The 19,791-nt window shown below is 69.5% G+C and carries 21 protein-coding genes and 1 CRISPR repeat array; of the genes, 9 read left to right on the top strand and 12 right to left on the bottom strand.

What is annotated here, in order from left to right; translation table 11 throughout:
* Positions 1-58 precede the first annotated feature (58 nt).
* A CRISPR array of direct repeats spans positions 59-821; the repeat unit is 37 nt; unit sequence GTGGCGGTCGCCCTTCGGGGCGACCGAGGGTCGCAAC.
* 592 nt (positions 822-1,413) lie between these two features.
* Positions 1,414-2,136, top strand: a complete 723-nt coding sequence (locus tag ACWEVS_RS44140; protein ID WP_452556987.1) for a DNA cytosine methyltransferase — start codon at positions 1,414-1,416, stop codon at positions 2,134-2,136.
* Positions 2,137-2,322: 186 nt separating this feature from the next.
* On the opposite strand, the gene ACWEVS_RS44135 is transcribed toward ACWEVS_RS44140, so the two are convergent.
* Together ACWEVS_RS44135 and ACWEVS_RS44130 are read right to left on the bottom strand one after the other, a co-directional pair.
* The gene (locus tag ACWEVS_RS44135) at positions 2,323-2,799 is read right to left on the bottom strand and encodes a hypothetical protein (RefSeq protein ID WP_452556985.1); all 477 of its coding nucleotides are present in this window, start codon (positions 2,797-2,799) and stop codon (positions 2,323-2,325) included.
* 31 nt (positions 2,800-2,830) lie between these two features.
* Positions 2,831-3,406: a hypothetical protein gene (locus ACWEVS_RS44130; RefSeq protein ID WP_452556983.1), complete on the bottom strand. Its 576-nt coding sequence runs from the start codon at positions 3,404-3,406 to the stop codon at positions 2,831-2,833.
* 318 nt (positions 3,407-3,724) lie between these two features.
* On the opposite strand from ACWEVS_RS44130, the gene ACWEVS_RS44125 reads away from it, so the two are divergent.
* Together ACWEVS_RS44125 and ACWEVS_RS44120 are read left to right on the top strand one after the other, a co-directional pair.
* Complete coding sequence (locus tag ACWEVS_RS44125) at positions 3,725-3,859, top strand: hypothetical protein (protein WP_449914741.1); 135 nt, start codon at positions 3,725-3,727, stop codon at positions 3,857-3,859.
* A 52-nt stretch (positions 3,860-3,911) separates the two neighbouring features.
* A complete protein-coding gene (locus ACWEVS_RS44120) occupies positions 3,912-4,289 on the top strand; it encodes a hypothetical protein (protein ID WP_449914743.1) in 378 nt (125 codons plus the stop codon).
* A 247-nt stretch (positions 4,290-4,536) separates the two neighbouring features.
* Here the strand turns inward: ACWEVS_RS44120 and ACWEVS_RS44115 are convergent, their stop codons facing one another.
* Positions 4,537-4,788, bottom strand: a complete 252-nt coding sequence (locus tag ACWEVS_RS44115) for a hypothetical protein (protein ID WP_452418979.1) — start codon at positions 4,786-4,788, stop codon at positions 4,537-4,539.
* Between the two features lie 833 nt (positions 4,789-5,621).
* Between ACWEVS_RS44115 and ACWEVS_RS44110 the strand changes: the two genes are divergently transcribed.
* Positions 5,622-6,041, top strand: a complete 420-nt coding sequence (locus ACWEVS_RS44110; protein WP_452556981.1) for a hypothetical protein — start codon at positions 5,622-5,624, stop codon at positions 6,039-6,041.
* A complete protein-coding gene (locus ACWEVS_RS44105) occupies positions 6,041-6,646 on the top strand; it encodes a TetR family transcriptional regulator (RefSeq protein WP_452556979.1) in 606 nt (201 codons plus the stop codon). Before ACWEVS_RS44110 ends, ACWEVS_RS44105 begins: the two co-directional genes overlap by 1 nt.
* Before the next feature lie 110 nt (positions 6,647-6,756).
* On the opposite strand, the gene ACWEVS_RS44100 is transcribed toward ACWEVS_RS44105, so the two are convergent.
* The 3 genes from ACWEVS_RS44100 to ACWEVS_RS44090 are packed head-to-tail and all read right to left on the bottom strand — an operon-like array spanning position 6,757 to position 9,394.
* A complete protein-coding gene (locus ACWEVS_RS44100) occupies positions 6,757-7,722 on the bottom strand; it encodes a PucR family transcriptional regulator (RefSeq protein ID WP_449914751.1) in 966 nt (321 codons plus the stop codon).
* Positions 7,722-8,513: an ABC transporter permease gene (locus tag ACWEVS_RS44095; RefSeq protein WP_449914754.1), complete on the bottom strand. Its 792-nt coding sequence runs from the start codon at positions 8,511-8,513 to the stop codon at positions 7,722-7,724. The genes ACWEVS_RS44100 and ACWEVS_RS44095 overlap by 1 nt, the downstream gene beginning before the upstream one ends.
* Positions 8,510-9,394 (bottom strand): ABC transporter ATP-binding protein, encoded by an 885-nt coding sequence (locus ACWEVS_RS44090; RefSeq protein WP_452556977.1) that lies wholly within the window; start codon positions 9,392-9,394, stop codon positions 8,510-8,512. Before ACWEVS_RS44090 ends, ACWEVS_RS44095 begins: the two co-directional genes overlap by 4 nt.
* A gap of 364 nt (positions 9,395-9,758) precedes the next feature.
* Between ACWEVS_RS44090 and ACWEVS_RS44085 the strand changes: the two genes are divergently transcribed.
* Entirely contained in the window at positions 9,759-11,663 is a 1,905-nt protein-coding gene (locus tag ACWEVS_RS44085; protein WP_452556975.1) for an amino acid transporter, read from the top strand.
* 122 nt (positions 11,664-11,785) lie between these two features.
* Here ACWEVS_RS44085 and ACWEVS_RS44080 read toward each other — a convergent pair whose 3' ends face one another.
* The gene (locus ACWEVS_RS44080) at positions 11,786-13,303 is read right to left on the bottom strand and encodes an alpha/beta hydrolase (protein WP_452556973.1); all 1,518 of its coding nucleotides are present in this window, start codon (positions 13,301-13,303) and stop codon (positions 11,786-11,788) included.
* Between the two features lie 135 nt (positions 13,304-13,438).
* Between ACWEVS_RS44080 and ACWEVS_RS44075 the strand changes: the two genes are divergently transcribed.
* The gene (locus ACWEVS_RS44075; protein WP_452556971.1) at positions 13,439-14,569 is read left to right on the top strand and encodes a histidine kinase; all 1,131 of its coding nucleotides are present in this window, start codon (positions 13,439-13,441) and stop codon (positions 14,567-14,569) included.
* A gap of 40 nt (positions 14,570-14,609) precedes the next feature.
* Here ACWEVS_RS44075 and ACWEVS_RS44070 read toward each other — a convergent pair whose 3' ends face one another.
* Positions 14,610-16,169, bottom strand: coding sequence for an MDR family MFS transporter (locus tag ACWEVS_RS44070; protein WP_452556969.1), 1,560 nt, complete (start codon positions 16,167-16,169; stop codon positions 14,610-14,612).
* Between the two features lie 34 nt (positions 16,170-16,203).
* Positions 16,204-16,650, bottom strand: a complete 447-nt coding sequence (locus ACWEVS_RS44065) for a MerR family transcriptional regulator (RefSeq protein ID WP_452556967.1) — start codon at positions 16,648-16,650, stop codon at positions 16,204-16,206.
* Positions 16,651-16,657: 7 nt separating this feature from the next.
* On the opposite strand from ACWEVS_RS44065, the gene ACWEVS_RS44060 reads away from it, so the two are divergent.
* Complete coding sequence (locus tag ACWEVS_RS44060; RefSeq protein ID WP_452556965.1) at positions 16,658-17,080, top strand: VOC family protein; 423 nt, start codon at positions 16,658-16,660, stop codon at positions 17,078-17,080.
* A 133-nt stretch (positions 17,081-17,213) separates the two neighbouring features.
* Here ACWEVS_RS44060 and ACWEVS_RS44055 read toward each other — a convergent pair whose 3' ends face one another.
* From ACWEVS_RS44055 to ACWEVS_RS44045, 3 genes are all read right to left on the bottom strand, one after another.
* On the bottom strand, positions 17,214-17,513 hold the full coding sequence (locus ACWEVS_RS44055; protein ID WP_452556963.1) for an aldo/keto reductase: 300 nt from the start codon (positions 17,511-17,513) through the stop codon (positions 17,214-17,216).
* A 396-nt stretch (positions 17,514-17,909) separates the two neighbouring features.
* Positions 17,910-18,311 carry a hypothetical protein gene (locus tag ACWEVS_RS44050; protein WP_449914798.1) on the bottom strand — a complete coding sequence of 134 codons (402 nt, stop codon included), beginning with the start codon at positions 18,309-18,311 and terminating at the stop codon, positions 17,910-17,912.
* Positions 18,312-18,376: 65 nt separating this feature from the next.
* A complete protein-coding gene (locus tag ACWEVS_RS44045) occupies positions 18,377-19,318 on the bottom strand; it encodes an RNA polymerase sigma-70 factor (RefSeq protein ID WP_452556961.1) in 942 nt (313 codons plus the stop codon).
* 256 nt (positions 19,319-19,574) lie between these two features.
* Here ACWEVS_RS44045 and ACWEVS_RS44040 point away from each other — a divergent pair.
* Positions 19,575-19,791 (top strand): SDR family NAD(P)-dependent oxidoreductase (locus ACWEVS_RS44040; protein WP_452556959.1); only part of this gene is annotated, 217 nt, incomplete at its 3' end.

The following is a 19,791-nucleotide window of genomic DNA, read 5'->3' as shown; positions in this document are numbered from 1 at the left end:
GGGGCGACCGAGGGTCGCAACACGTTCGTGGTGACCGCGAAAACCCGCCTCACCTGGTGTGGCGGTCGCCCTTCGGGGCGACCGAGGGTCGCAACTTCCCTCCCGTGCAGGAGTACCTCGACTCGGCTCTCGTGGCGGTCGCCCTTCGGGGCGACCGAGGGTCGCAACGGCGGGTTGGTCGTCCGCAGGGACGGGTTCTGGCAGTGGCGGTCGCCCTTCGGGGCGACCGAGGGTCGCAACGCGGCGGTGGCGAGCACAGCGAACGCGTTCGCCTGTGGCGGTCGCCCTTCGGGGCGACCGAGGGTCGCAACCGGGAACGGGCCGCGCCACCTACGACGCGGCGCAGGGTGGCGGTCGCCCTTCGGGGCGACCGAGGGTCGCAACCTGGCGGGTGAGGGCTTGGCGGGCGAGTTGGGCGGTGGCGGTCGCCCTTCGGGGCGACCGAGGGTCGCAACTGGTCGCTGGACAAGCTCCGGTCCGGTGCGTGGGACGTGGCGGTCGCCCTTCGGGGCGACCGAGGGTCGCAACTTGACGGCGTCAAGGTTCGTGCGGTCGTTATCGCGGTGGCGGTCGCCCTTCGGGGCGACCGAGGGTCGCAACAGCAGGCGCTGGAGCTATGGGGAACGCCGCCGTGGGTAACGGTCGCCCTTCGGGGCGACCGAGGGTCGCAACCAGTAACTCCAGACGGACAGGGCCTTGGCCTCCTCGGTGGCGGTCGCCCTTCGGGGCGACCGAGGGTCGCAACGTCGAGGCCAAGGAATGGATCATCGCGAGCTTTGATCAGGTGGCGGTCGCCCTTCGGGGCGACCGAGGGTCGTAACTTGCCGGACTCGCTGTGCTTGAGGACGAGCTGCTTGAATGGCGGCCGCCCTCCGAGGCGGCAAATCCACGGCCAAGGACAGCGGAAGTGCGAAGAACGTGCAGGTCAACCCATTGCTGCAGCAGGACTGTAAATCCGTCGGCTTAGCCTACCCAGGTTCGAACCCTGGACCTGCCACAGCAGTACAAAGAGGCCCGTCACCAGCGGAAACGCGGTGACGGGCCTCTTCTGTTCACTCCGGTTGGTTACGGCTTCCTACGGCCGTTCACGGTTGATCGTTCCCACTCCGTTCCCACGGGATAAGTCACGAGTGGCGTCCCAGATGCGCTTCATAGCCGCGTCCTGCTGTAGTCGTCGGCACCTAAGAAGCAGCCGCTACCACAGCTTGGATCGCTGAGATCAGCTGTTGATCAAGCTTGCGGTGTGCGCCGCGGTGAGGTCGTCGTCATGGCGTCGGGCAGGGTGCGCGAGGAAGGCCGCGACGGTAAGAAGGCGCGGCCGGCCAGCCTGCCGAAGCGGACCAGCACGACCCGGCTGGAAGACGGCATCGCTCCGACGCCCCGCCCGGGGCGTTCCCGGCGTTCCTGTCGCTGATGCGGTCGGACCGGGCGCGGAACACGAACCCGACCACGAGCCCGCTGGCGACCCTTGTCTCGGACGGCTCCAACCACGCGCGGGCCAGCGACCCGGACTTCCAGGACGGGATGCTGCCGCTGGTGTTCCCGTTCCGTGGCGGTGGTGACGAGTTCAGGTCGAGGCCCGCATTCGAGGATCCCGCGTACGCGGTTACGACCGGCGGCTACCATCACGGGCTCGGCGTCCATCCCGGCTGGACGCCGCCGCCCTCGCTCCTTAGGCGCAACAACGGCAGCAAGGGAGACGGGCGCGAGCACGTCACTCCGACCACCGAGCACATGCGCACGGTCACCACGACCGGGCACCAGTCGCTGGTCACCGCCCCGTCCGGCCTGCCCATGCCCGAGACGCTGCTGATTGATGGCCTACTACGGCAACGGACGCGTGCAGGGCGTGAACGAGCCGGTTGGGACAGTGCCCACCCGCGATCGGTGGGCGCTGCTTACCTCAGACGGCCAGATCGATGTGTCGTCCATCCTGCGATGCTCAGGATTCCCGAGCTCCGGCGGGCGCAGTCGTTCCCTGACCACTACAAGGTCGTCGCCGACACCGCGCGCGACAAGGTCAAGCTCATCGGCAACGCGGTCCCGCCGCCCATGGCCGAGGTCCTGACCTGCGCCATCATCGAGGCGATTCTCGGCATCGAGCTGCCCAGGTTCGAGTACAGCCTCGCCGCCTGATAGCGGTAACGCAATCTGCCCAGCCGTGGCGGCGGCGGGGCAGATTGCGTTACCGCCGAAATGCTCACCCTTGAGGCGGTCCCGCTGTCAGGAGCCGCCCGCAGCGAGAATGGTAGGGCTGGCGACACTACGAATCGCGCCGCCAACTCCAGACGTGCGCTTGGCTGGGGATTCGGCGCCCGCACCCTACGTCAGGCACTGTTGCATGGTCTTCCGTCGCGAGCCCGTGATCGGGCAGACCCGGAGCTCGCGGCCTGTCTCGTCGACGACCTTCCTGCGTCCCAAGGGCCGCTCGAGCAGGACGGGCACTTCGACGCCACGGAGGATGTCGAGCACGGCAGGCGGCCACAACTCGTCCCGCCACATCTCCAGCAGCGTGCGCCCGGGGGGCGGGCAGGCGTCGCGAAGCACTATCCGAAGCCGAACACTCGCCTCGGACTCGACGGCTTCGACTTTGTCGGTCTGGAGACATGCCGAGTCGCTCGCCCCGCCGAAGACCTGCAGGATGAGGACCCGTCCTTCCACCATGACCGTGTCGATCCGCCCGGGAAAGGGCGGTTCGACCGGCCGGGACTCCCGCATGCCAGCCACCATGGAGACGGCGACGGCCAGCACCAGGAGGCAGCACATGCGCCACAGGAAGGACGGGCCCAGTGGGTTCATTTCTTGTAGCTATCCTTGCCGACGGCCTTCATCACGTCATGGATGTCGGTGAAGTAATTGATGCAGGTGACTGGACAGGGTTGTTGTCGGCGCTTTCGCTGCCGTGGTGAATTCCCTTGGCCACCACGTATCCATCGCTCTTGCGGAAGGTGTAGACCGGGGCGCCTGAGTCACCGTCGATCGTGCACCTTCCGGATTTCTTACCTACCTGAACCCAGCGTGTCGTGCTCTTCGCGGTCTCGAGCTTCCAGCCGATGTCGGTGACCTTGAAGCGGCAGATCTGCCCGTTGGACCGGGTATCCGGATCCGGGCTGGCGCCGCCAACGCAGTACTGATCGCTTTCTCGAGCGGGGACCGAAAATCGCCCGCCCACCCATTGCTTTTCGGACGAGTCCCTGTCACCGATGAAGATGGTGGGGCTCGTGGCCCGGCCAAGTACCGTCTGCATCAGGGACACGTCGCCATAATAGGTCGGCTGGTTCGGCAGTTTGATCGTGCCTTGACCGGCCACCCAGTTCGTCCATTCGACGACACCGGCGCTCGTGATTCCGCCAGACGCAACGCAGTGCCCGGCGCTCACCATGAGGTTGTCGGCCGCCGTCCCCATGGCGAATCCGGTCGTGCACGCCCCGAGTGGGGTGCCGTCGGGCTTGGAGGAAGTGAACTTGTGATCAGTTGTAGTCGGAGGGTCGTTTCGGCAAGGTCTCATAGACTTCCGACGACGTTTGTCAAGGGACAGTGGGAGTTCCCTGCCGGCGGAAAGTTGATCTTCCCTGGCCGGTACCGCCGGAGCCGGTGAAGTCGCCGCCGCCGACGGGCGGGACCGGGGGCGGTGCCGGTGCGGCGGGTGCTGCATCGTCTCCGGTTCGACGATGTCGGCCCCGAGAGCGCGGCCGTAGCCGCGGTTTAGGAGCACCGGTTCGCGATGCCGCTTGGCTGCAGCCCGTCACGTGAAGCGGCGCCGCCCGGCCAGTTGATCGCCGCCATCCCGGTGATCATCCTGTTCGCGCTGGTCGAGCGCAAGGTGGTGGGCGGACTGACAGCCGGATCGATCAGATAGGAACAGCCTTGGTAAAGTCCTCCGCGATCACTTAACGATCTCGGAGGACTCCTTGAAGCTGCGCACCATCGCCGCCGCCGCCGTTCTGGGCGCCGGCGTTCTGGTCGGTACGGCGAGCCCCGCGTCGGCCGCCACCTGCTCGGGCACCCACCTGGACAACTGGCCCATCAAGGGCGGCTACATCGCCGTCTACTACAACTCCTCGACCGGCTACAACTGCGCGATGACCTACACCAACACGCCTGGCGTCTCGCAGTACATCCGAGTGACCCTCGGGGTCGAGGGCGGCGCGTCGAAGACCGACGCCCAGTACTACAAGTACTACGCGGGCCCCGTCAGCGTGTACGCCAGGGGCAAGTGCATCGAGTTCTACGGCCAGGTCGGCTCCAGCAACCCGCTGGAGGGCGTCGGAAACGCCTACTGCGGCTGAATTGATCCGTTGCACGCCGTGCGTCTCCAGCCCTGACGTCTGAGCATGCGCCTTGACCTGTAGCGTGCGGGGCTGACCAGATCAGCCACCGCGCTCGATCCGGCAATTGCGTCGATCGTTCTTGTGAGGCGTCGTCCCAGGTCAGCACTGTGGAGGACTGCGCCCTCGTGATGATGTGCCCTTCGGATGTGGCCGTCGTTCTCCGGATTCTTCCGAGAAGGCCCGGCTCCCGCAGTGGACAACACCGTTACGGGGGATGCTTCTCGCGCCGGTCGCCGAGGAGGGCATCAGCCTCGGTCAGGACGATCCACAGCGCCGGTTCGCTGGTCCGGACGAGCGCTGGGAAGCACACATCACGGCCCTCCCGATTTTCCCGGGGGGCCGTTGTCTTGATCGAACTTCCGGACAACGCGAAGCGCCGCCAGTCGGGTGCGGCGGCGCCGCCGACCCCGCCCGCCACCATGCTCAGGTGGCGGGCCGGCTCGTGAGCGCGGGTCATGCTGATCTTCTGCAGACAGCGATGAATGCCCGCTGGCGACGGCAGGACCATCCGCAACGCGGTCCGCGGTGTCAGCAGGGGCAGTGCACGCGCCCCGGGGACTCCGGCAGGCCGGTGTACACCGCGACCTCGGCCGGCAAGGTCGTCACCAAGGGCGTCCACAGCGGGACCCGGGGTGGCGGCAGCGACGGTCGGGGCGGAGCGCTAGTACTTCACCGGCATCTGGGATACGTATTACGCCTTCCCTGGTCAGCGTTCAGCGCGGGCTTTCCCCCGCCTCACCGGCTCATCGGCCAGTGGGGCGGCGGTGCTGGACATCCATGCGCCTCGTGGAACACCTTGAGGTAGGCGCGATCAGTCATGAGCCCACCGCGTGGGCCGATGAAGATGCGCCCGTACGGGACCGGTCCCGAGCTTCTCGATGTGCTCCCGCAGCAGGGCGCACAGCTCAGGATGGATCGGGACGGGGCGAGTCTCCCCCCACGGCTCTGTGCTTGTAGCCCGCGCCGCTCTCGGACCTGGCCGCTGTTCGTTCAACGACTCTCGGTTCGAGCGTGCCCACACGATCGGTCCGGGCGGCGCACGTTGCCGGTTCCACTTCCGCCGCACCGGCACGGACCAGGTGACGTGATCTCCCAGGTGCCCGGCTCCCGGACAAGGAGGCCGGGCGCCTGGTCGTGCCGCCACCCGGGCCGTGCGGCGCGCTCGCTCAGTCGCGGGTGACGTCAAGCTTCTTCGCCGAACCCCTCGCCGCCCTGACTCCCATCCAATGAGACTTGCGCCGGTTTGTTTAGAGCGTAAGCTTACGTTCTAAACAAACTGGAGGCACAGCCATGCACACCCTTGCCCTCGTCACCCCGCTCGTCCTGGTCGCCTACCTGGTCGTGACCGAATGGGTCCCGATGTTCCCGTTCAATGACCTGCAGTCCCAGACGGTGAAGGAGCGGCTCGCCATGGCCGCGATCAACTACCCGATCTTCATCGCGATCGCCGTCGCGGTGGCGCTGAACGCGGGCACCGTCGCGCTGGTCCTCAGCGTGCTGACGATGATCGGCCACGTCACGAGCTGGTGGCTTCCGTACTTCGGGTTCAGCTTCGCCGCCCAGCGCGAGGCCTACCAGCGGGAATACGCCCGCACCTGGAAGATCCTGCCCACCGAGGGCCGCGACGTGGTCATCGACGTGCAGCACATGGTGGTGGGCGTGCTGTGCCTGATCATGCTGGTGAGCGTGACCTTCACTACGCTGGCCTGATGAGCGCTCCTGGGCAATCGCGAGGCGGGCGGCCTGCCGTACTGAGCAGAGAGAAGATCATCGCAGCCGCGCTGGCCGTGATCGACGCGGACGGTCTCGAAGCCCTGTCCATGCGCAAGGTCGGCGAACGGCTCGGCGTCGAGGCGATGTCCCTGTACCGGCACGTGCCCAACAAGGCGGCGATGCTTGCCGCCGTCGTCGACCACCTGGCCGCCCAGGCCGCCGTGCGCCTGCCCGCGGCCACCGCCTGGACCGATGCCCTGCTGGACTTCGGACACCACTACCGGCAGGTCCTGCTCACGCACCCCGCCGCGGTTCCGCTGCTCGCCACCCACCCGGTCAGTCCTGAGGTCGGCGAGCAGTTGCTCGGCCAGATCCTCGCGACCGTCGACCTGGGTGAGACCTCCCTCGAGGACGTCCAGCTCGCCTTCCAGTCGGTGGCCGTCTTCACCCTGGGGCACGCCCTGGCCCAGGTCGGCACACCGCCCGGTCGGCGCGAAGCCCCCCAGCAGGCCGACGCCGGCTACTACGACACCTGGTTCGAGACGGGCCTGTCAGCCCTGCACAGGGGTTTCATGGCGGCACACCCCACCCGTCACGGCTAGCGCTACGGCCTGCACGGACTTCGAAGGTTCAGACCGGTTGGAGACGTCGGATCCACAAGATCGCTCCGCGTGGAGACTCGTCGAAGCGGAAGGCCGGCCCGCGCCACTCCCTAGGGCCATTCCAGGAGGCGGGCGCCGAGCACGGCGGTTTCCAGAGTGAAGCGCTGGGTGGGCTCGTCAGGTGAGAAGCCGGTCAGGCGGCGGATGCGTTCCAGCCGGTAGGTGACGGTCCTGGTGCTGATGCCCAGCCGGCGCGCGGCCGCCGCCTGGTTGCCGTGCGCGGCGAAGATCGCCTCCAACGTCTCCAGCAGCGGCTCATGGCCCCCGCGCGCCTGCAGCAGAGGGCTGAGCACGCTGGTCACCAGATCCTCGATCGCCGCCCGGTCGCGTAGCAGCACCGGGAAGACGAGCAGGTCGGCGGCCCTCACCACCTGCGCGCGGATGCCCAGCTTGTCGGCCAGTTCCAGTGCTCCCGCCGCCTCGCGAAAGGACGCGACCACCCCGCCGGGCCCACGCTTCGGACGGCCCACCCCGAGCCGCCAGCCGTCGGCGAACCGGGCCCGCACGTGGTGGGAGAACTCTCCCACCGCCGCGGGAAGCGTCGCGGGGACCACGCACACCAACAGCCCGTCACGCACGGCCACCAGCACGTTGTGCGAACCGAACCTGGCGATCAGGTCGCGCTCGATGCGATCCGGGTCGCCGTCCGACATGCCGCGGGCGACCGCCACCATGTACGACTCGGCCAGCCGGAGCCCGAAGCGCTCCGCCCGCTCGGCCAGCCGTTCCGCCCTGCCCTGGAGCAGGTCGTCGACGAACTCCCGCCGGGCCAGCTCCTCGCTGCGCCAGGCGGCCAGCTGCGCGCCCTCGTACCCTTCCATCAGAGCCGCGACCGCCCTGCGCAGCGCGGCCGTGCCTTCAACAGCACGCAACGCCTCGTCGATCAGCACCCGCAGCGGGACGCCCTGTTCGGCGGCGCGTTCGCCGGCCGCGCGACACTCCTCGAGCGTCGCGCGGCCGGGCAGCCGTCCCGTCGCGGCGTGCTCGGCGAGCAGCCGTGGGAGCGGGTCCTCCATCAGACTCCTACGTCGCGCCTGTCGAAGGCGAGAACCGCGGTGAGCGCCAGTACGGCCGCCGCTCCCGCCAGCACAAGATAATCACCCAGCGGGAAGCCCTGGTAGAGCGGCCTGCCCTCGGCGTAGTAGTGGAACGGCGAGACCCACTTGAGCCAGGAGATGGCATCGACGTTCCTGCCGACGGTGATGACCATGTAGCCGGCGACTCCCCACACGCCGACCACCGTCATGGCCAGCGCCTTGCGTCCGGTCATCGCGCCCACGGTCAACGTGAGCGCGCCGAAGAACAGGGCGAGGAGGAACACGCCGGTGTGCGCGGCGAGGATCCGGTCGACCCCTACGCCGAGGTCGATGGACCGGGCGACGCCGACGACGACCAGGAAGGTGATCGCGGTGATCGTGAGCAGGGCGATCAGCAGCCCGACGAAGCGGTCGAGCACCAGCCGCTTGCGGTCGATGGGCAGCGTGACGGTCAGCTCCAGCGTGCCGGACTCCTCAGGCTGCGCGATCGCCCGGTTGCCCAGGATCATCGCGCAGACGATGAACATGAGCGGGACGAGCAGCTGGTAGACGACCGTCTGCAGGTAGCCGGTCGCGGTGGCGATGTCCTCCATTCCGCCCAGGATGTCCCTGAGCGCTCCAGGGGCCTTGGCCAGCGCCTGTTTGCTGAGGGTCTCGGGATCTTCGCGCATGCTGTCGTAGATGCTGATGTACATCGTCAGGAAGAGGCTGATGCCGACGGTCCAGCCGATCAGTGCCCGGCGGTACTCCCCGAGCGTCTTGGTGATCACGACACCTCGCTGTAGTAGGTCAGGAAGATCTCTTCGAGGTCCGGCTCCGCGCTGACCATGTGCACCACGGTGAACCGGGCGGCCGCCTTGATCAGCGCGTCGGGGCGGCCGTCGATCGTGCACGACAGCGCCGCGCCCTCGACCTTCAGGTCTCGTACGCCCGGCAGGGCAGCGAACGCCTCGGGCGGCACGGGCGCGTCGAAGTGGAACTCCACGCGCCGCACCGCCTTCTCCCGCAGCGCGGCCACGTCCTCCACGGCCACCAGGCGGCCCTCGCGCACGATGCCGACCCGGTCGGAGACCTGCTCGACCTCGGCCAGCACGTGGGAGGACATCAGCACGGTCCGGCCGGACCTGCGCACCTCGCGCACCATGGCCAGGAACTCCCGCTGCAGTAACGGGTCCAGCCCGCTGGTCGGCTCGTCCAGGATGAGGAACTCCGGTTCGTGCATGAACGCCTGGACCAGCCCGACCTTCTGCTTGTTGCCCTTGGAGAGCTTGCGCATCTGCACCGACAGGTCGGCGTCCAGCCGTTCGGCCAGCTCCTCGATGCGCGCGCTCGGCACGCCGCCCCGGATCCTGCCCAGGAAGCGCAGGTAGTCACGGGCCTTCTCCCGCCCCTCCAACACCAGCTCGCCGGGCAGGTAGCCGATCCGGCTCCGGACCCCGTGCTCGCGGGAGTCCGCGCCCAGCACCCGCACCGACCCTCTGGTCGGCCTGATCACGTCGAGCAGCAGCCTGATCGTCGTGGTCTTGCCCGCGCCGTTGGGCCCCAGGTAGCCGAAGACCTCGCCGGGCCGGATGTCGAGCGTCAGGTCCTCGAGACCGCGGCGTTCGCCGTAGTACTTGGTCAGCCCTTCGGCCTCCACCACTGCAGTCATGACGGAATGGTCCCGTGCGCGGCGCCCGGCGTCATGTGAGTACTCCGGCAGGCTCGCGAAGCCTTCGTTTCCGTTTCCCGGCAATACTGCCGCCTCCTGGAGGCGGCCGACGCGGCGTCGGCCGGCAACCCGCGTCCCGATCGAGACCTTCACGGCCCGACGTCTTCTTGATGTGCGACTGCCGGCGCCGTCGGCTGCTCGACCAAGCTCCTGACCGAAGACCCTCGAATGTCACTCTCCGTGATGATGCGAATTCGGCCATTGACGCGTTCTTGACACCTCAGCACGACAAACAGGCACGAAGCGACAAGTAGTGTGCATTCGTCAGCTGAGAGCGATGTATCGGGTGCCGAAAATGGTCAGGATGAGGCAACCCGCCTCCGCACCGGGAACTCCGCTACGGACGTGGCTGCTCGAGGGTCTGCAGACCGATCGCAAGCAGATCGAGCACGGCCCGCACGCCAAGCATCCCTGGTGGCGGGTGATGTGCCTGACCGGCGTGGACTATTTCTCCACACTGGGCTACCAGCCCGGCATCGCCGCCCTGGCGGCCGGACTGCTGGCGCCGCTGGCCACGCTGTTCCTGGTCGGCCTGACTCTGCTGGGGGCGCTGCCGGTCTACCGGCGGGTGGCCGAGGAGAGCCCCTACGGGCAGGGCTCGATCGCGATGCTGGAAAAGCTCGCCCCCCAGTGGTGGGGCAAGCTGTTCGTACTCGCCCTGCTCGGCTTCGCGGCCACCGACTTCGTCATCACGATGACGCTGTCAGCCGCCGACGCGACCGCGCACATCCTGGAGAACCCTTTCGCGCCACACTGGCTTGAGGGCCAGCGTGTGCCGGTCACGCTCTTCCTCCTGGCCCTGCTCGGCGGGGTGTTCCTCATGGGGTTCACCGAGGCGATCGGCATCGCCGTCCTGCTGGTCTTCGTCTATCTAGGGCTCAACGCGGTCGTCGTGACCGTGGCGATCCTGCATGTGCTGGACAACCCGGACGTCGTGGTGAGCTGGCAGAACCTGCTGAACGCCGGCTACAGCAGCCCCCTGGCCATGATCGGCCTGTCGCTGCTGGTGATGCCGAAGCTCGCGCTGGGCATGTCCGGCTTCGAGACCGGCGTCGCGGTGATGCCCGTGGTCAAGGGCGACATCCAGCAGCGGATCAAGGGCACCAAACGGTTGCTCACCACGGCCGCGTTGATCATGAGCGTCTTCCTGATCCTGAGCAGCTTCGTCACCACCGTGCTGATCCCCGCCGCGGAGTTCCAGCCGGGCGGCAAGGCCAACGGACGCGCGCTCGCCTATCTCGCCCACGGTTTCCTCGGCGACTGGTTCGGCACCGCCTACGACGTCAGCACCATCGCCATCCTGTGGTTCGCCGGCGCCTCGGCGATGGCCGGGCTGATCAACCTGGTGCCGCGCTATCTGCCCAGGTACGGCATGGCGCCGGAGTGGACCGGCGCGGTACGCCCCCTCGTCCTCATCTTCTCCGCGATCGCGTTCGCCATCACGATCATCTTCGACGCCAGCGTGGAGGCTCAGGGCGGCGCGTACGCCACCGGCGTGCTGGTGCTCATGCTGTCGGCCGCGGCGGCGGTGACGCTGTCGGCCCACAAGCTCGGCCAGCGGTCGGCCCGTGCGGGTTTCGGGCTGATCACAGGCGTGCTCGCCTACACGCTGGTCGACAATGTGTTCGAACGGCCCGACGGTGTCAAGATCGCCTCGTTCTTCATCGCCGCGATCATCATCACCTCGCTGATCTCCCGAGCCACCCGCTCAACCGAGCTGCGCGTCACCGATGTACACCTGGATCCGCTGGCCGAGCAGTTCGTCAACGAGGCCTGCGGTGACATCCACGTGATCGCCAACGAACCCCACAAACGCGACCAGAGAGAGTACAACGACAAGCTGCGCGAGACCTGGCTGAACCACCGGCTGCGCAGTTCGGAGCCGGTCCTGTTCGTGGAGGTCACCGTGCCCGACGCCTCGGAGTTCGAGACCGAACTGCACGTCAAGGGCGAGGAACGCTACGGCCACCAGATCCTGCGGATCGAGAGCTCGGCCGTGCCCAACACGCTGGCCGCGCTGCTGCTGTACCTGCGTGATCGCACCCGCGGTGTACCGCACATCTACTTCCACTGGGCCGAGGGCAACCCGGTCGTGGGCATGCTGCGCTACCTGGTCTTCGGCGGCGGGGACGTGCCTCCGCTGACTCGCGAGGTGCTGCGCAAGGCCGAGCCGGACATCGAACGGCGCCCTCACGTCCACGTCGGCTAGCGAGGATTCCCGTCGAGTCCTCGCTACCGGGTGGAAGTCGCTGGGGCATGCCGCGTTGGCGTTCCGGTGAAGACGTCCTCAATGCGTGAGGCCGCGTTGGGGTGTCGCGGCCTGGGGGCGGGTCAGGGATGGCAGATCGGGTCGGCGGCGGGGAGGGTGCCGGTGGCCAGGTAGGCGTTGACCTTGGCGTCCACGCAGGCGTTGCCGTATTCACCGTAGATCCCGTGGGCGGTCGTGCCGCGCAGGGTGAGCAGGCGGGAGCCGGTCAGCGCCCGGTGCATGGCCTTGCTGCCCTCGTAGGTGGTGGCGGTGTCGCCGGTGGCGGACACGATCAGCGCGGGGGTGGGGTTGGCGACGTGGGTGAGGCGCTCGCGCGGGTGGTTCGGCCAGAAGGCGCAGGGCCAGATGTTGTTCTTGAGGGGGCCGAAGAGGGGGTGGCGCGCACGGCTGCGCTGGACGTCGTTCCAGTAGACGTCGGGGTCGCGCGGCGCGGCGCGGTCTCCGCAGATGATCGCGGCGGCCGGGCTGGCGAGCGGGGAGCCGGCGCTGGTCAGGACGAACGTGAGGAATCCGGCGAGTTCGGGGCCGGGGTCGGCCGGGCGGCCGTGCGCGGCCTCGTTCAGGGTCCGAACGGTGGAGGTGAACTCCGCGCGGGCCGCGGGGCGGTCGTCGCCGGAGCCGATGGAGAGGATGTACGGGACCGCCTGGTCGTCCACCTCGTGCGGTCCGACGCGCAGCGGGCGGTCCTGCGCGGCGTCGACGACAGCGTTCACGGTGGCGAGCACGCGAGCGGGGGTGGCGCCGAGGCCATAGGTGCCGTGACGTTCGGCAGCCCAGGCCGCCCAGCCGCGCAGCGCGCGTTCCGCCTCGTCTTCGGTGCCCTGCGTCGCCCTGGGGCCCCACGTGTTCGGGTCGCCCGCGCTGTCCAGGACCACGCGGTCGGTGCGGCCGGGGAACATCTGGGTGTAGACCGCGCCCAGGTAGCTGCCGTAGGAGTAGCCGAGGAAGGAGATCCGGCGCTCCCCGAGGACGCGGCGTACGAGGTCGATGTCGCGGGCCGTGTCGCGCGTGTTGGCGTACGGGAGCACGTCGGCGTGGCGCCGGGCGCAGCGCTCGGCCAGGTCGTGCTGCACCGCCACCTGCTGATCGAACCGGGCGCGGGTTGGACCGGCCGAGCGGAGCCACAGGCCGATGGGCCAGCCGCAGTCGAGCGGCGTGCTGCGCCCGACGAAGCGCGGGTCCAGGCCGACGAGGTCGTAACGGGCGGCGACGTCCTTCATGGCCGCGCGCGTCCGCAGCGGCATGCCCAGCGTGCTCTCGCCGGGGCCACCGCTGTTGAGGACCATGGTGCCGATGCGATGGGCGCGGTCGGTGGCGGGGAGGCGGGACAGCGCGAGTTTGATGGTGCGGCCACCGGGCCTGGAGTGGTCGAGCGGGACGGTGAGCTCCGCGCACCGTGCGCCTGCCCGGTCGAGTTCCCTGCCGACGGCGTCGTCGGAGCCCTGGGCGCAGTGCTTCCAGTCGAGCGGTGGGAGCGGGCCGCCGTCGGCTCTGGCCGGGGGCGCGATGGCGGCGGACAGGGCGATCAGGGCGAGGACCGGGACCAGGCGTCTGCGGGTCCGCGCACATGTCGGTTTCATGGTCAGGGACGCTATTTCGGCTGGACGTCCGGGACGATACCGCTGGCCGCACGCGCGCTGGTACAGCCCGCTGTAGTGCCCGGCGGAGGCCGGTGACGGATAATGATCGCCGTACGGCGTCGTGAGGAGGTGCGCATGCGTGACCGTGCGTTCTCCGGCTCGCTCTACCTGCTGGGCACGTTGGCCACGGCCGTGGTCACGGCGCTCGCGTTGCCGGTGCTGCTCGCGCCGCCGGCGGCGCGGGGCTGGGCGGACTGGCACCGTCAGCGGGCCGGCAGGCTGCTCGGCGTTCCGGCCGACGGACGGCCGGGCGGGCGGCGGGATCTCGCCTGGGCGCTCGCGCACGTCGCCGTCGGGTTCCCGCTCGGGCTGGCCGCCCTGATATGCCTGGGCAACATCCTGGTCGCCGCGGTGGCGTCGACATTGTGGTGGGCGTTTCCCGCCGACGCGCGTCCCACCCTGTTGTCGTTCTTCGATGTCCATGTGGGCGATTGGCAGACCGCGCTGGTCGGGGGCTCGGTTCAGATCGCCGTCCTCGGTGCGGCGGCCTGGTGGGTGCTCCCGACGTTGGCGCGCCTCCACGCGCGGCTGTGCCTGGCGGTGCTCGCGCCGTCGGCCCGCGAGCGGCTCACCGAGCGGGTCGACGTGCTGACCAGGAGCCGGGTCGGCGTGGTCGACGCCCACGGCGCGGAGCTCCAGCGGATCGAACGCGATCTGCACGACGGGACGCAGGCGCGCCTGGTGGCCATCGCCATGCAGCTGGGCATGGCCAGGGAGTCACTCGCCGATGACCCGGACACGGTCGCGGCGCTGCTCCAGCGGGCGCACGAGACGGCGGAGGAGGCGATGGTCGAGCTCCGGACGGTGCTCCAGACGATCTACCCGCCGATCCTCGCCGACCGCGGGCTCGAGGGGGCGCTGACGGCGCTGGCTACCCGGTCGAGCGTGCCGGTCCACGTCGAGCTCGCCGATCTGGGCGCGCTCCCGGCGGCCGTGGAGGCGGTTGCCTACTACGTGATCGCCGAGGCGCTGACGAACGTGACCAAGCACGCCACCGCCACGCGGGCGGCCCTCCGGATCGAACGCGCCGACGACGTGCTGTCCATCGAGGTCACCGACGACGGGAGGGGCGGCGCCGACGAGGCGCGCGGCACCGGGATCCCCGGGATACGCCGGCGGGTCGCCGCCCTGGACGGCGCGGTCCGCCTCGACAGCCCGCCGGGCGGCCCCACCACGCTCGCCGTCCAGGTGCCGTGCGGGCCGTGATCGCGGAGGACGACGTCCCCTCTCCCGTGATGCTGAATGCTCAGTCGGTCGTGGCCCCGGGCGCGGTGGTGGCGAGCTGTGCTTCGTGGTCCTGCCTGACCTTGCGCAGGAAGTCCACCGTCCACAGTGGCACCGAGGGCAGCGCGAGCGCGAGGATCAAGAACAGCCCGGCGAAGGGCAGGGCCCACAGGTAGACGACGTGGATCGAGTCGGCGACGGCCTGGGAGACGGTCGTGTGAACGGCGGGCGGCAGCGCGGCCCCCTCGGACATTGCCTGGCGCGCGATCTCCTCGGCTGATCCAGGAAGCGCAGGCGCCTGTTGCTGCAGCTCGTAGGTCAGCCGGCGCACCAGGATGGTGCCGAACAGGGCGGTGCCGAGCGCGCCGCCCATGGAGCGGAAGAACATCGCGGCCGCGGAGGCGACGCCGAGGGACCGCGGCTCGGCGGAGTTCTGCATGATGAGGACCAGGAGCTGGATCGCGCAGCCGATGCCGGCACCGAGCACCAGCATCTCCAGCGCCATCAGCCACGCGGGGGTGCGGGCGTCGAGCTGGGTGAGCGCGGCGAACCCGGCCAGCGCGAGCACGGCGCCTGCGACGGGGAAGGCGCGGTAGCGGCCAGTGGCCGACACCCGGCGGCCGACGGCGGTCATCGTGACGACGACCCCGAGCATGAGCGGGGTCAGCGCCAGCCCGGACAGTGAGGCGTTCATGCCGCGCACGGCCTGGAAGTACTGCGGCAGGAAGACCACCGCGCCAAGCAGCAGCATGCCCAGTACCAGCGAGGCGGGAACGGCGACGGCGAAGGCGCGGGCGCGGAACAGGCCGAGGGGGAGCACGGGGTTGGCCGCGCGGCGCTGCACGGCGGTGAAGGCGACCAGCAGGACGACGGCAGCCGCCAGCAGGCCGAGGATCTGCGCGGAGTACCACGCATGGTCGCGTCCGCCCCAGACGGTGACGAGCATGACGCAGGTGACCGCGCCGACCAGCAGGGCCGCGCCGAGCAGGTCGACACGCCCGCGGACCGGGGTGTGGGCGACGGTGAAGAACCGCGCGACGAGCAGCAGCGCGATCAGGCCGATCGGCACGTTGATATAGAACACCCAGCGCCAGTCGAGGTAGTCGGTGAACAGTCCGCCCAGCAGCGGGCCGCCGATGCTGCCGGCGGCGAACACGGCCCCGCTGTAGTTGAGCGCCTTGCCGCGTTCGTGCAGCGGGACGAGGTCGGCGATGCCGGCGCTGCCCAGCCCGACCAGGCCGCCGCCGCCCAGTCCCTGGACGGCGCGCAGCGCGATGAGCGTCCCCATGTCGGGGGCCAGTCCGGCCAGGATGGAGGAGACGATGAACACGCTCATGGCGATCAGCGCCATACGCCGCCGGCCGTACATGTCGCCGAGCTTGCCGTACAGCGGAGCGGTGGCGGTGGTGGTCAGCAGGTAGGCGCTGACCACCCATGCGCTGGCCGACAGGCTGCCCAGATCATGGGCGATGGCGGGCAGAGCGGTGGCGACGATGGTCTGGTCGAGGGTGCTCAGCAGCATGCCCAGGGCCAGACCCGCCATGGCGAACCCGTTGCGGGGTACGAGGTTGGTCTTCGTCATGCCGACCACCCTGCGACTTGAAGCGTGCTTGAAGTCAAGCGGGCGGCTGCGGGCGGGCGGAGCGGACGAAGCGCTGGAAGTCCGGGCAGTCGACCAGCGGGTCGTGCAGGCAGACGGAGGCATGCAGAAGGCTGTCGCGCATGAGGGCGAGCTGGGCGATGCGCTCCTCCAGGTCGGCCGCCTTGGCCTGGAGGCGTGCGCGCAGCGCGCTGTCGGTCGGTTTGGCGGCGAAGAGCTCGGCGATCTCCGTGAGGGTGAACCCGGCGTTGCGCGCGGAGGTGACCAGCGCCAGGCGGTCCACCGTCGCCGGGTCATACGTACGGCGCAGCCCGTTGCGGCCGGTCGCGCCGATGAGGCCCTTCTGCTCGTAGAAGCGCAGCGCTGAAGGCGCCAGTCCCGAGCGCTTGGCGACCTCGGCGATGTCCAGCAGGCCCTCGTCCATGATCCTCCTTGACTTGAAGCGCACTTGAAGTTGCAGCATATGTCGCATGACGAACAACACGCGCGACCGCGTCCGCACCCTGGGCCTCAACCACGTCAACCTGGTCGTCGCCGACGTCGACCGCTCGGTCCGCTTCTACACCGACAGCCTCGGCATGGAGATCGGCGGCGTCACCCCGGAGATCACCTTCCTCACCACTCCCGGTACCGGTGACCAGCTCGCGCTGCAACAGGCCGGCGGTGACCTCGACCGCGCCACCGGCAAGACCCGGACCGCGGGCGACTCCGGGGGCGTGGACCACATCGGCTTCGACGTCGCCGACGCCGCGACGCTCCAGACGCTGATCGACCAGATCCACGGCGGCGGCGGCACGCTGCTCATGCAGTTCCCCGACGAGAACGGCCTGCCCACCGCCTTCGTCACCGACCCCGACGGCTACGTGCTCCAGCTCACCGCCCGCCGCGCCTGACGTCCTGTTCACCGTCCTCGGGCTGAAGCTGCTCGGGGGACGGCATCGGCATCCTCGCCCCCTGATCAGAAATCCCACCGGGACCGGTTGCCAAGCGCGATCGAGTGTGGCCCGCGGAAGCGTGCGCAAGACACTAGCTGGTACGCCGGGTGTTCATCCCGTTGACGGCCGCGGGGCCGCCGGATCGCGAGATGTCGTCGAGGTGGCCGAGGACTTCCGAGGGGAGGTCGAGGGCCAGGCCGGCGAGGTAGCCGCGGAACTGGTCGAGGGTGCGGGGTCCGATGATGACGGAGGTGAGGCCCGGCCGCTGCCGTACCCATGCCAGAGCCACAGCGGCCGGTGACATGCCCAGATCGGCGGCGGCCCGCACGACGTGGTCGGCGATCACGAGGCTGCTCGCGTTGAGCAGGCCGTCGGCCCAATCCCTGGCCATGGATGAAGGGGAGGCCGGCAGCCGGCCCATCCGAGTATCCGCCTGCGCGCACGAACGCTGGACGTTCTCTTCGACGGCTTCAGGAGCGGGAGCTGAGCCGGAGAGAGAACATCCTCCAAGACCGCGCCTGGTAGATCGGCCGCCGCGGCTACGTCCGCGGCGGCCACCACTCCGTCCTCAACGCGCGGATGCGTGAGCCGGGCGCCAAGTGGGGCCCGGCCGGCGCGCTCCGCGGGTCGGCCCCGCCAAGAAGACTCAGGCCGTAGGGCCGGTGCTCGCCCACTGGCCCGCCTGGCCGAGATCGACCACGTCAAGACCGAGGGCCGCGGGGTCGCCACGCGGTTGGCCGGTGGTGGGGTCGAGGGGTGCGGGGCACGACCCGGGGGTCGGCGGCGGCTACGACCGGACGCTGGAGCGGTCTCGCCAGGCGGCGGACAGCATCTGGCCAAGGGTCAAGGTGCTGAGGCCGAACATCAGGACGCCCAGGGGGACATGGAGCGAGGTCATGCCCGCGATGCCCAGCGCGACCTGCGCCGACGCGAGGACGAGGAAGCCGGTGGCGTACAGGATGGGACGGGGTGTGCCGCCACCCGGGCGCCAGGCCAGGACCGCGGCGAGCAGGTACAGCATCGTCGTGCCGTACATCACGGGTGATCCGATGTGGTGCAGCTCGGTGTCGTGGGACGCGAACAGCATTCCGGCGGTGGCCGCCTGGAAGAAGATGCTCACGGTCTGCACGGCGACCGCGATCTTCAGGAAGGTGCGGCCGCCGTGCGCTGCCGTCGTCTGTCCGGTCATGGTGCGTGGTGTCCCTTTGCTGGCGGGCGGCAGTGGATGAGTGGTGTTTCGGTGGTCCGGTTTCTTCATCGCAGGGTGAGCGGGGTCTCGGAGGCGACGCGGGTCAGCTTCTGCGGGTTGCGGACGTAGTAGAGGCCGGTGATGCGGGCGTCCTCGACGCGCATCGCCAGGACGCCGTCGAGCTCGCCGTCCACGCGGATGATGAGTGCCGGGTTGCCGTTGACCACGGTGGGGTCACCGGTGAGCGTGAACCGGGCCTTGCCGAGGCCGCCGACGATGAAGCGGGCCACCTTGCCGGCGCCGGTGATCGGCCGCGGCGCGGCCTGCTTGATGCCGCCGCCGTCGCTCACCAGGACGACCTCGGGGGCGAGCACATCAAGGAGGGCCTGCAGGTCCCTGGTCTCGAGCGCGGCCTGAAATGACTCCAGGGCCGCCCGAGCCTGGCTCGGGGAGACCGCCTCGCGGGGGCGGCGGGCATCGACGTGCCGGCGGGCGCGGTGCGCGATCTGCCGGACGGCCACGGGGCTCTTGTCGACGGCGGCCGCGATCTCCTCGTAGCTGACGTCGAAGACCTCGCGCAGCACGAAGACGGCACGCTCGGTCGGCGAGAGGCTCTCCAGGACGAGCATCAGCGCCATCGACACGCTCTCGGCGAGCTCGGCGTCCTCGGCCACGTCCGGTGTGGTGAGCAGCGGCTCGGGCAGCCAGGGGCCGACGTACGTCTCCTTGCGGCGTTTCATGGTGCGCAGCCGGTTGAGCGACTGCCGGGTGGTGATCCGGACGAGGTAGGCGCGCTGGTCGGACACCTGTCCCAGGTCGACCTTGATCCAGCGCAGCCAGGTTTCCTGCAGGATGTCCTCGGCGTCGGCCGCCGAGCCGAGCATCTCGTAGGCGACGGTGAACAGCAGGTTGCGGTGGGCGACGAAGGCTTCGGTGGCGGAGTCCATCGGGCCGTCACCGGGGGGCGGCCCGACCTGGCCCGCCGTTGGCCCGCTGCGCTCGTTCATTGCCGGCTCCTGCCTGTTCGCTTTCCGCCTTGCTCCGCGCACAAGACACCGGCCCTCACCGCCGTGTGACACCCGTGATCGGTGGCATACGTCACATGACCGCGCTGTCACAAAGTCCGGGTCGCCGGTGCCTCATGGTCGTCGGGACGCCACGCGGACGATCCACGCGGCACCACGACGTCACGAGTGATCGCCTTGGCCCCGTCGCGTGGTGACCGCCGCGCGACCGCCACCGCAGAGAGAACGGTAGGACATCATGAGCAAGGTCTGGTTCGTCACCGGTTCGTCCCGCGGCCTCGGCCGCGACTTCGTCGAGGCCGCCCTGTCGCGTGGCGACCAGGTGGCCGCGACCGCCCGCACCACCGCGGGCTTCGATGACCTGGTCGCCGCCTACGGCGAGGCGGTGCTCCCGCTCGAGCTGGACGTGACCGACAAGGCCGCCGTCTTCGACAGCGTCAAGCGGGCCAAGGAGC

This window comes from Nonomuraea sp. NPDC003754 (genome assembly GCF_053605785.1).
Note: the sequence above shows the minus strand (reverse complement) of the source record. Positions and strands in the feature narration are given on the sequence as shown.

Bases quoted from the DNA above. Each gene is read 5' to 3' on its own strand.
- ACWEVS_RS44140 (WP_452556987.1), top strand. From the start codon at position 1,414: ATGCGGTCGGACCGGGCGCGGAACACGAACCCGACCACGAGCCCGCTG.
- ACWEVS_RS44135 (WP_452556985.1), bottom strand. From the start codon at position 2,799: ATGAACCCACTGGGCCCGTCCTTCCTGTGGCGCATGTGCTGCCTCCTG.
- ACWEVS_RS44130 (WP_452556983.1), bottom strand. From the start codon at position 3,406: ATGGGGACGGCGGCCGACAACCTCATGGTGAGCGCCGGGCACTGCGTT.
- ACWEVS_RS44125 (WP_449914741.1), top strand. From the start codon at position 3,725: ATGCCGCTTGGCTGCAGCCCGTCACGTGAAGCGGCGCCGCCCGGCCAG.
- ACWEVS_RS44115 (WP_452418979.1), bottom strand. From the start codon at position 4,788: ATGACCCGCGCTCACGAGCCGGCCCGCCACCTGAGCATGGTGGCGGGC.
- ACWEVS_RS44110 (WP_452556981.1), top strand. From the start codon at position 5,622: ATGCACACCCTTGCCCTCGTCACCCCGCTCGTCCTGGTCGCCTACCTG.
- ACWEVS_RS44105 (WP_452556979.1), top strand. From the start codon at position 6,041: ATGAGCGCTCCTGGGCAATCGCGAGGCGGGCGGCCTGCCGTACTGAGC.
- ACWEVS_RS44100 (WP_449914751.1), bottom strand. From the start codon at position 7,722: ATGGAGGACCCGCTCCCACGGCTGCTCGCCGAGCACGCCGCGACGGGA.
- ACWEVS_RS44090 (WP_452556977.1), bottom strand. From the start codon at position 9,394: ATGACTGCAGTGGTGGAGGCCGAAGGGCTGACCAAGTACTACGGCGAA.
- ACWEVS_RS44085 (WP_452556975.1), top strand. From the start codon at position 9,759: ATGAGGCAACCCGCCTCCGCACCGGGAACTCCGCTACGGACGTGGCTG.
- ACWEVS_RS44080 (WP_452556973.1), bottom strand. From the start codon at position 13,303: ATGAAACCGACATGTGCGCGGACCCGCAGACGCCTGGTCCCGGTCCTC.
- ACWEVS_RS44075 (WP_452556971.1), top strand. From the start codon at position 13,439: ATGCGTGACCGTGCGTTCTCCGGCTCGCTCTACCTGCTGGGCACGTTG.
- ACWEVS_RS44070 (WP_452556969.1), bottom strand. From the start codon at position 16,169: ATGACGAAGACCAACCTCGTACCCCGCAACGGGTTCGCCATGGCGGGT.
- ACWEVS_RS44065 (WP_452556967.1), bottom strand. From the start codon at position 16,650: ATGCTGCAACTTCAAGTGCGCTTCAAGTCAAGGAGGATCATGGACGAG.
- ACWEVS_RS44060 (WP_452556965.1), top strand. From the start codon at position 16,658: ATGACGAACAACACGCGCGACCGCGTCCGCACCCTGGGCCTCAACCAC.
- ACWEVS_RS44055 (WP_452556963.1), bottom strand. From the start codon at position 17,513: ATGGCCAGGGATTGGGCCGACGGCCTGCTCAACGCGAGCAGCCTCGTG.
- ACWEVS_RS44050 (WP_449914798.1), bottom strand. From the start codon at position 18,311: ATGACCGGACAGACGACGGCAGCGCACGGCGGCCGCACCTTCCTGAAG.
- ACWEVS_RS44045 (WP_452556961.1), bottom strand. From the start codon at position 19,318: ATGAACGAGCGCAGCGGGCCAACGGCGGGCCAGGTCGGGCCGCCCCCC.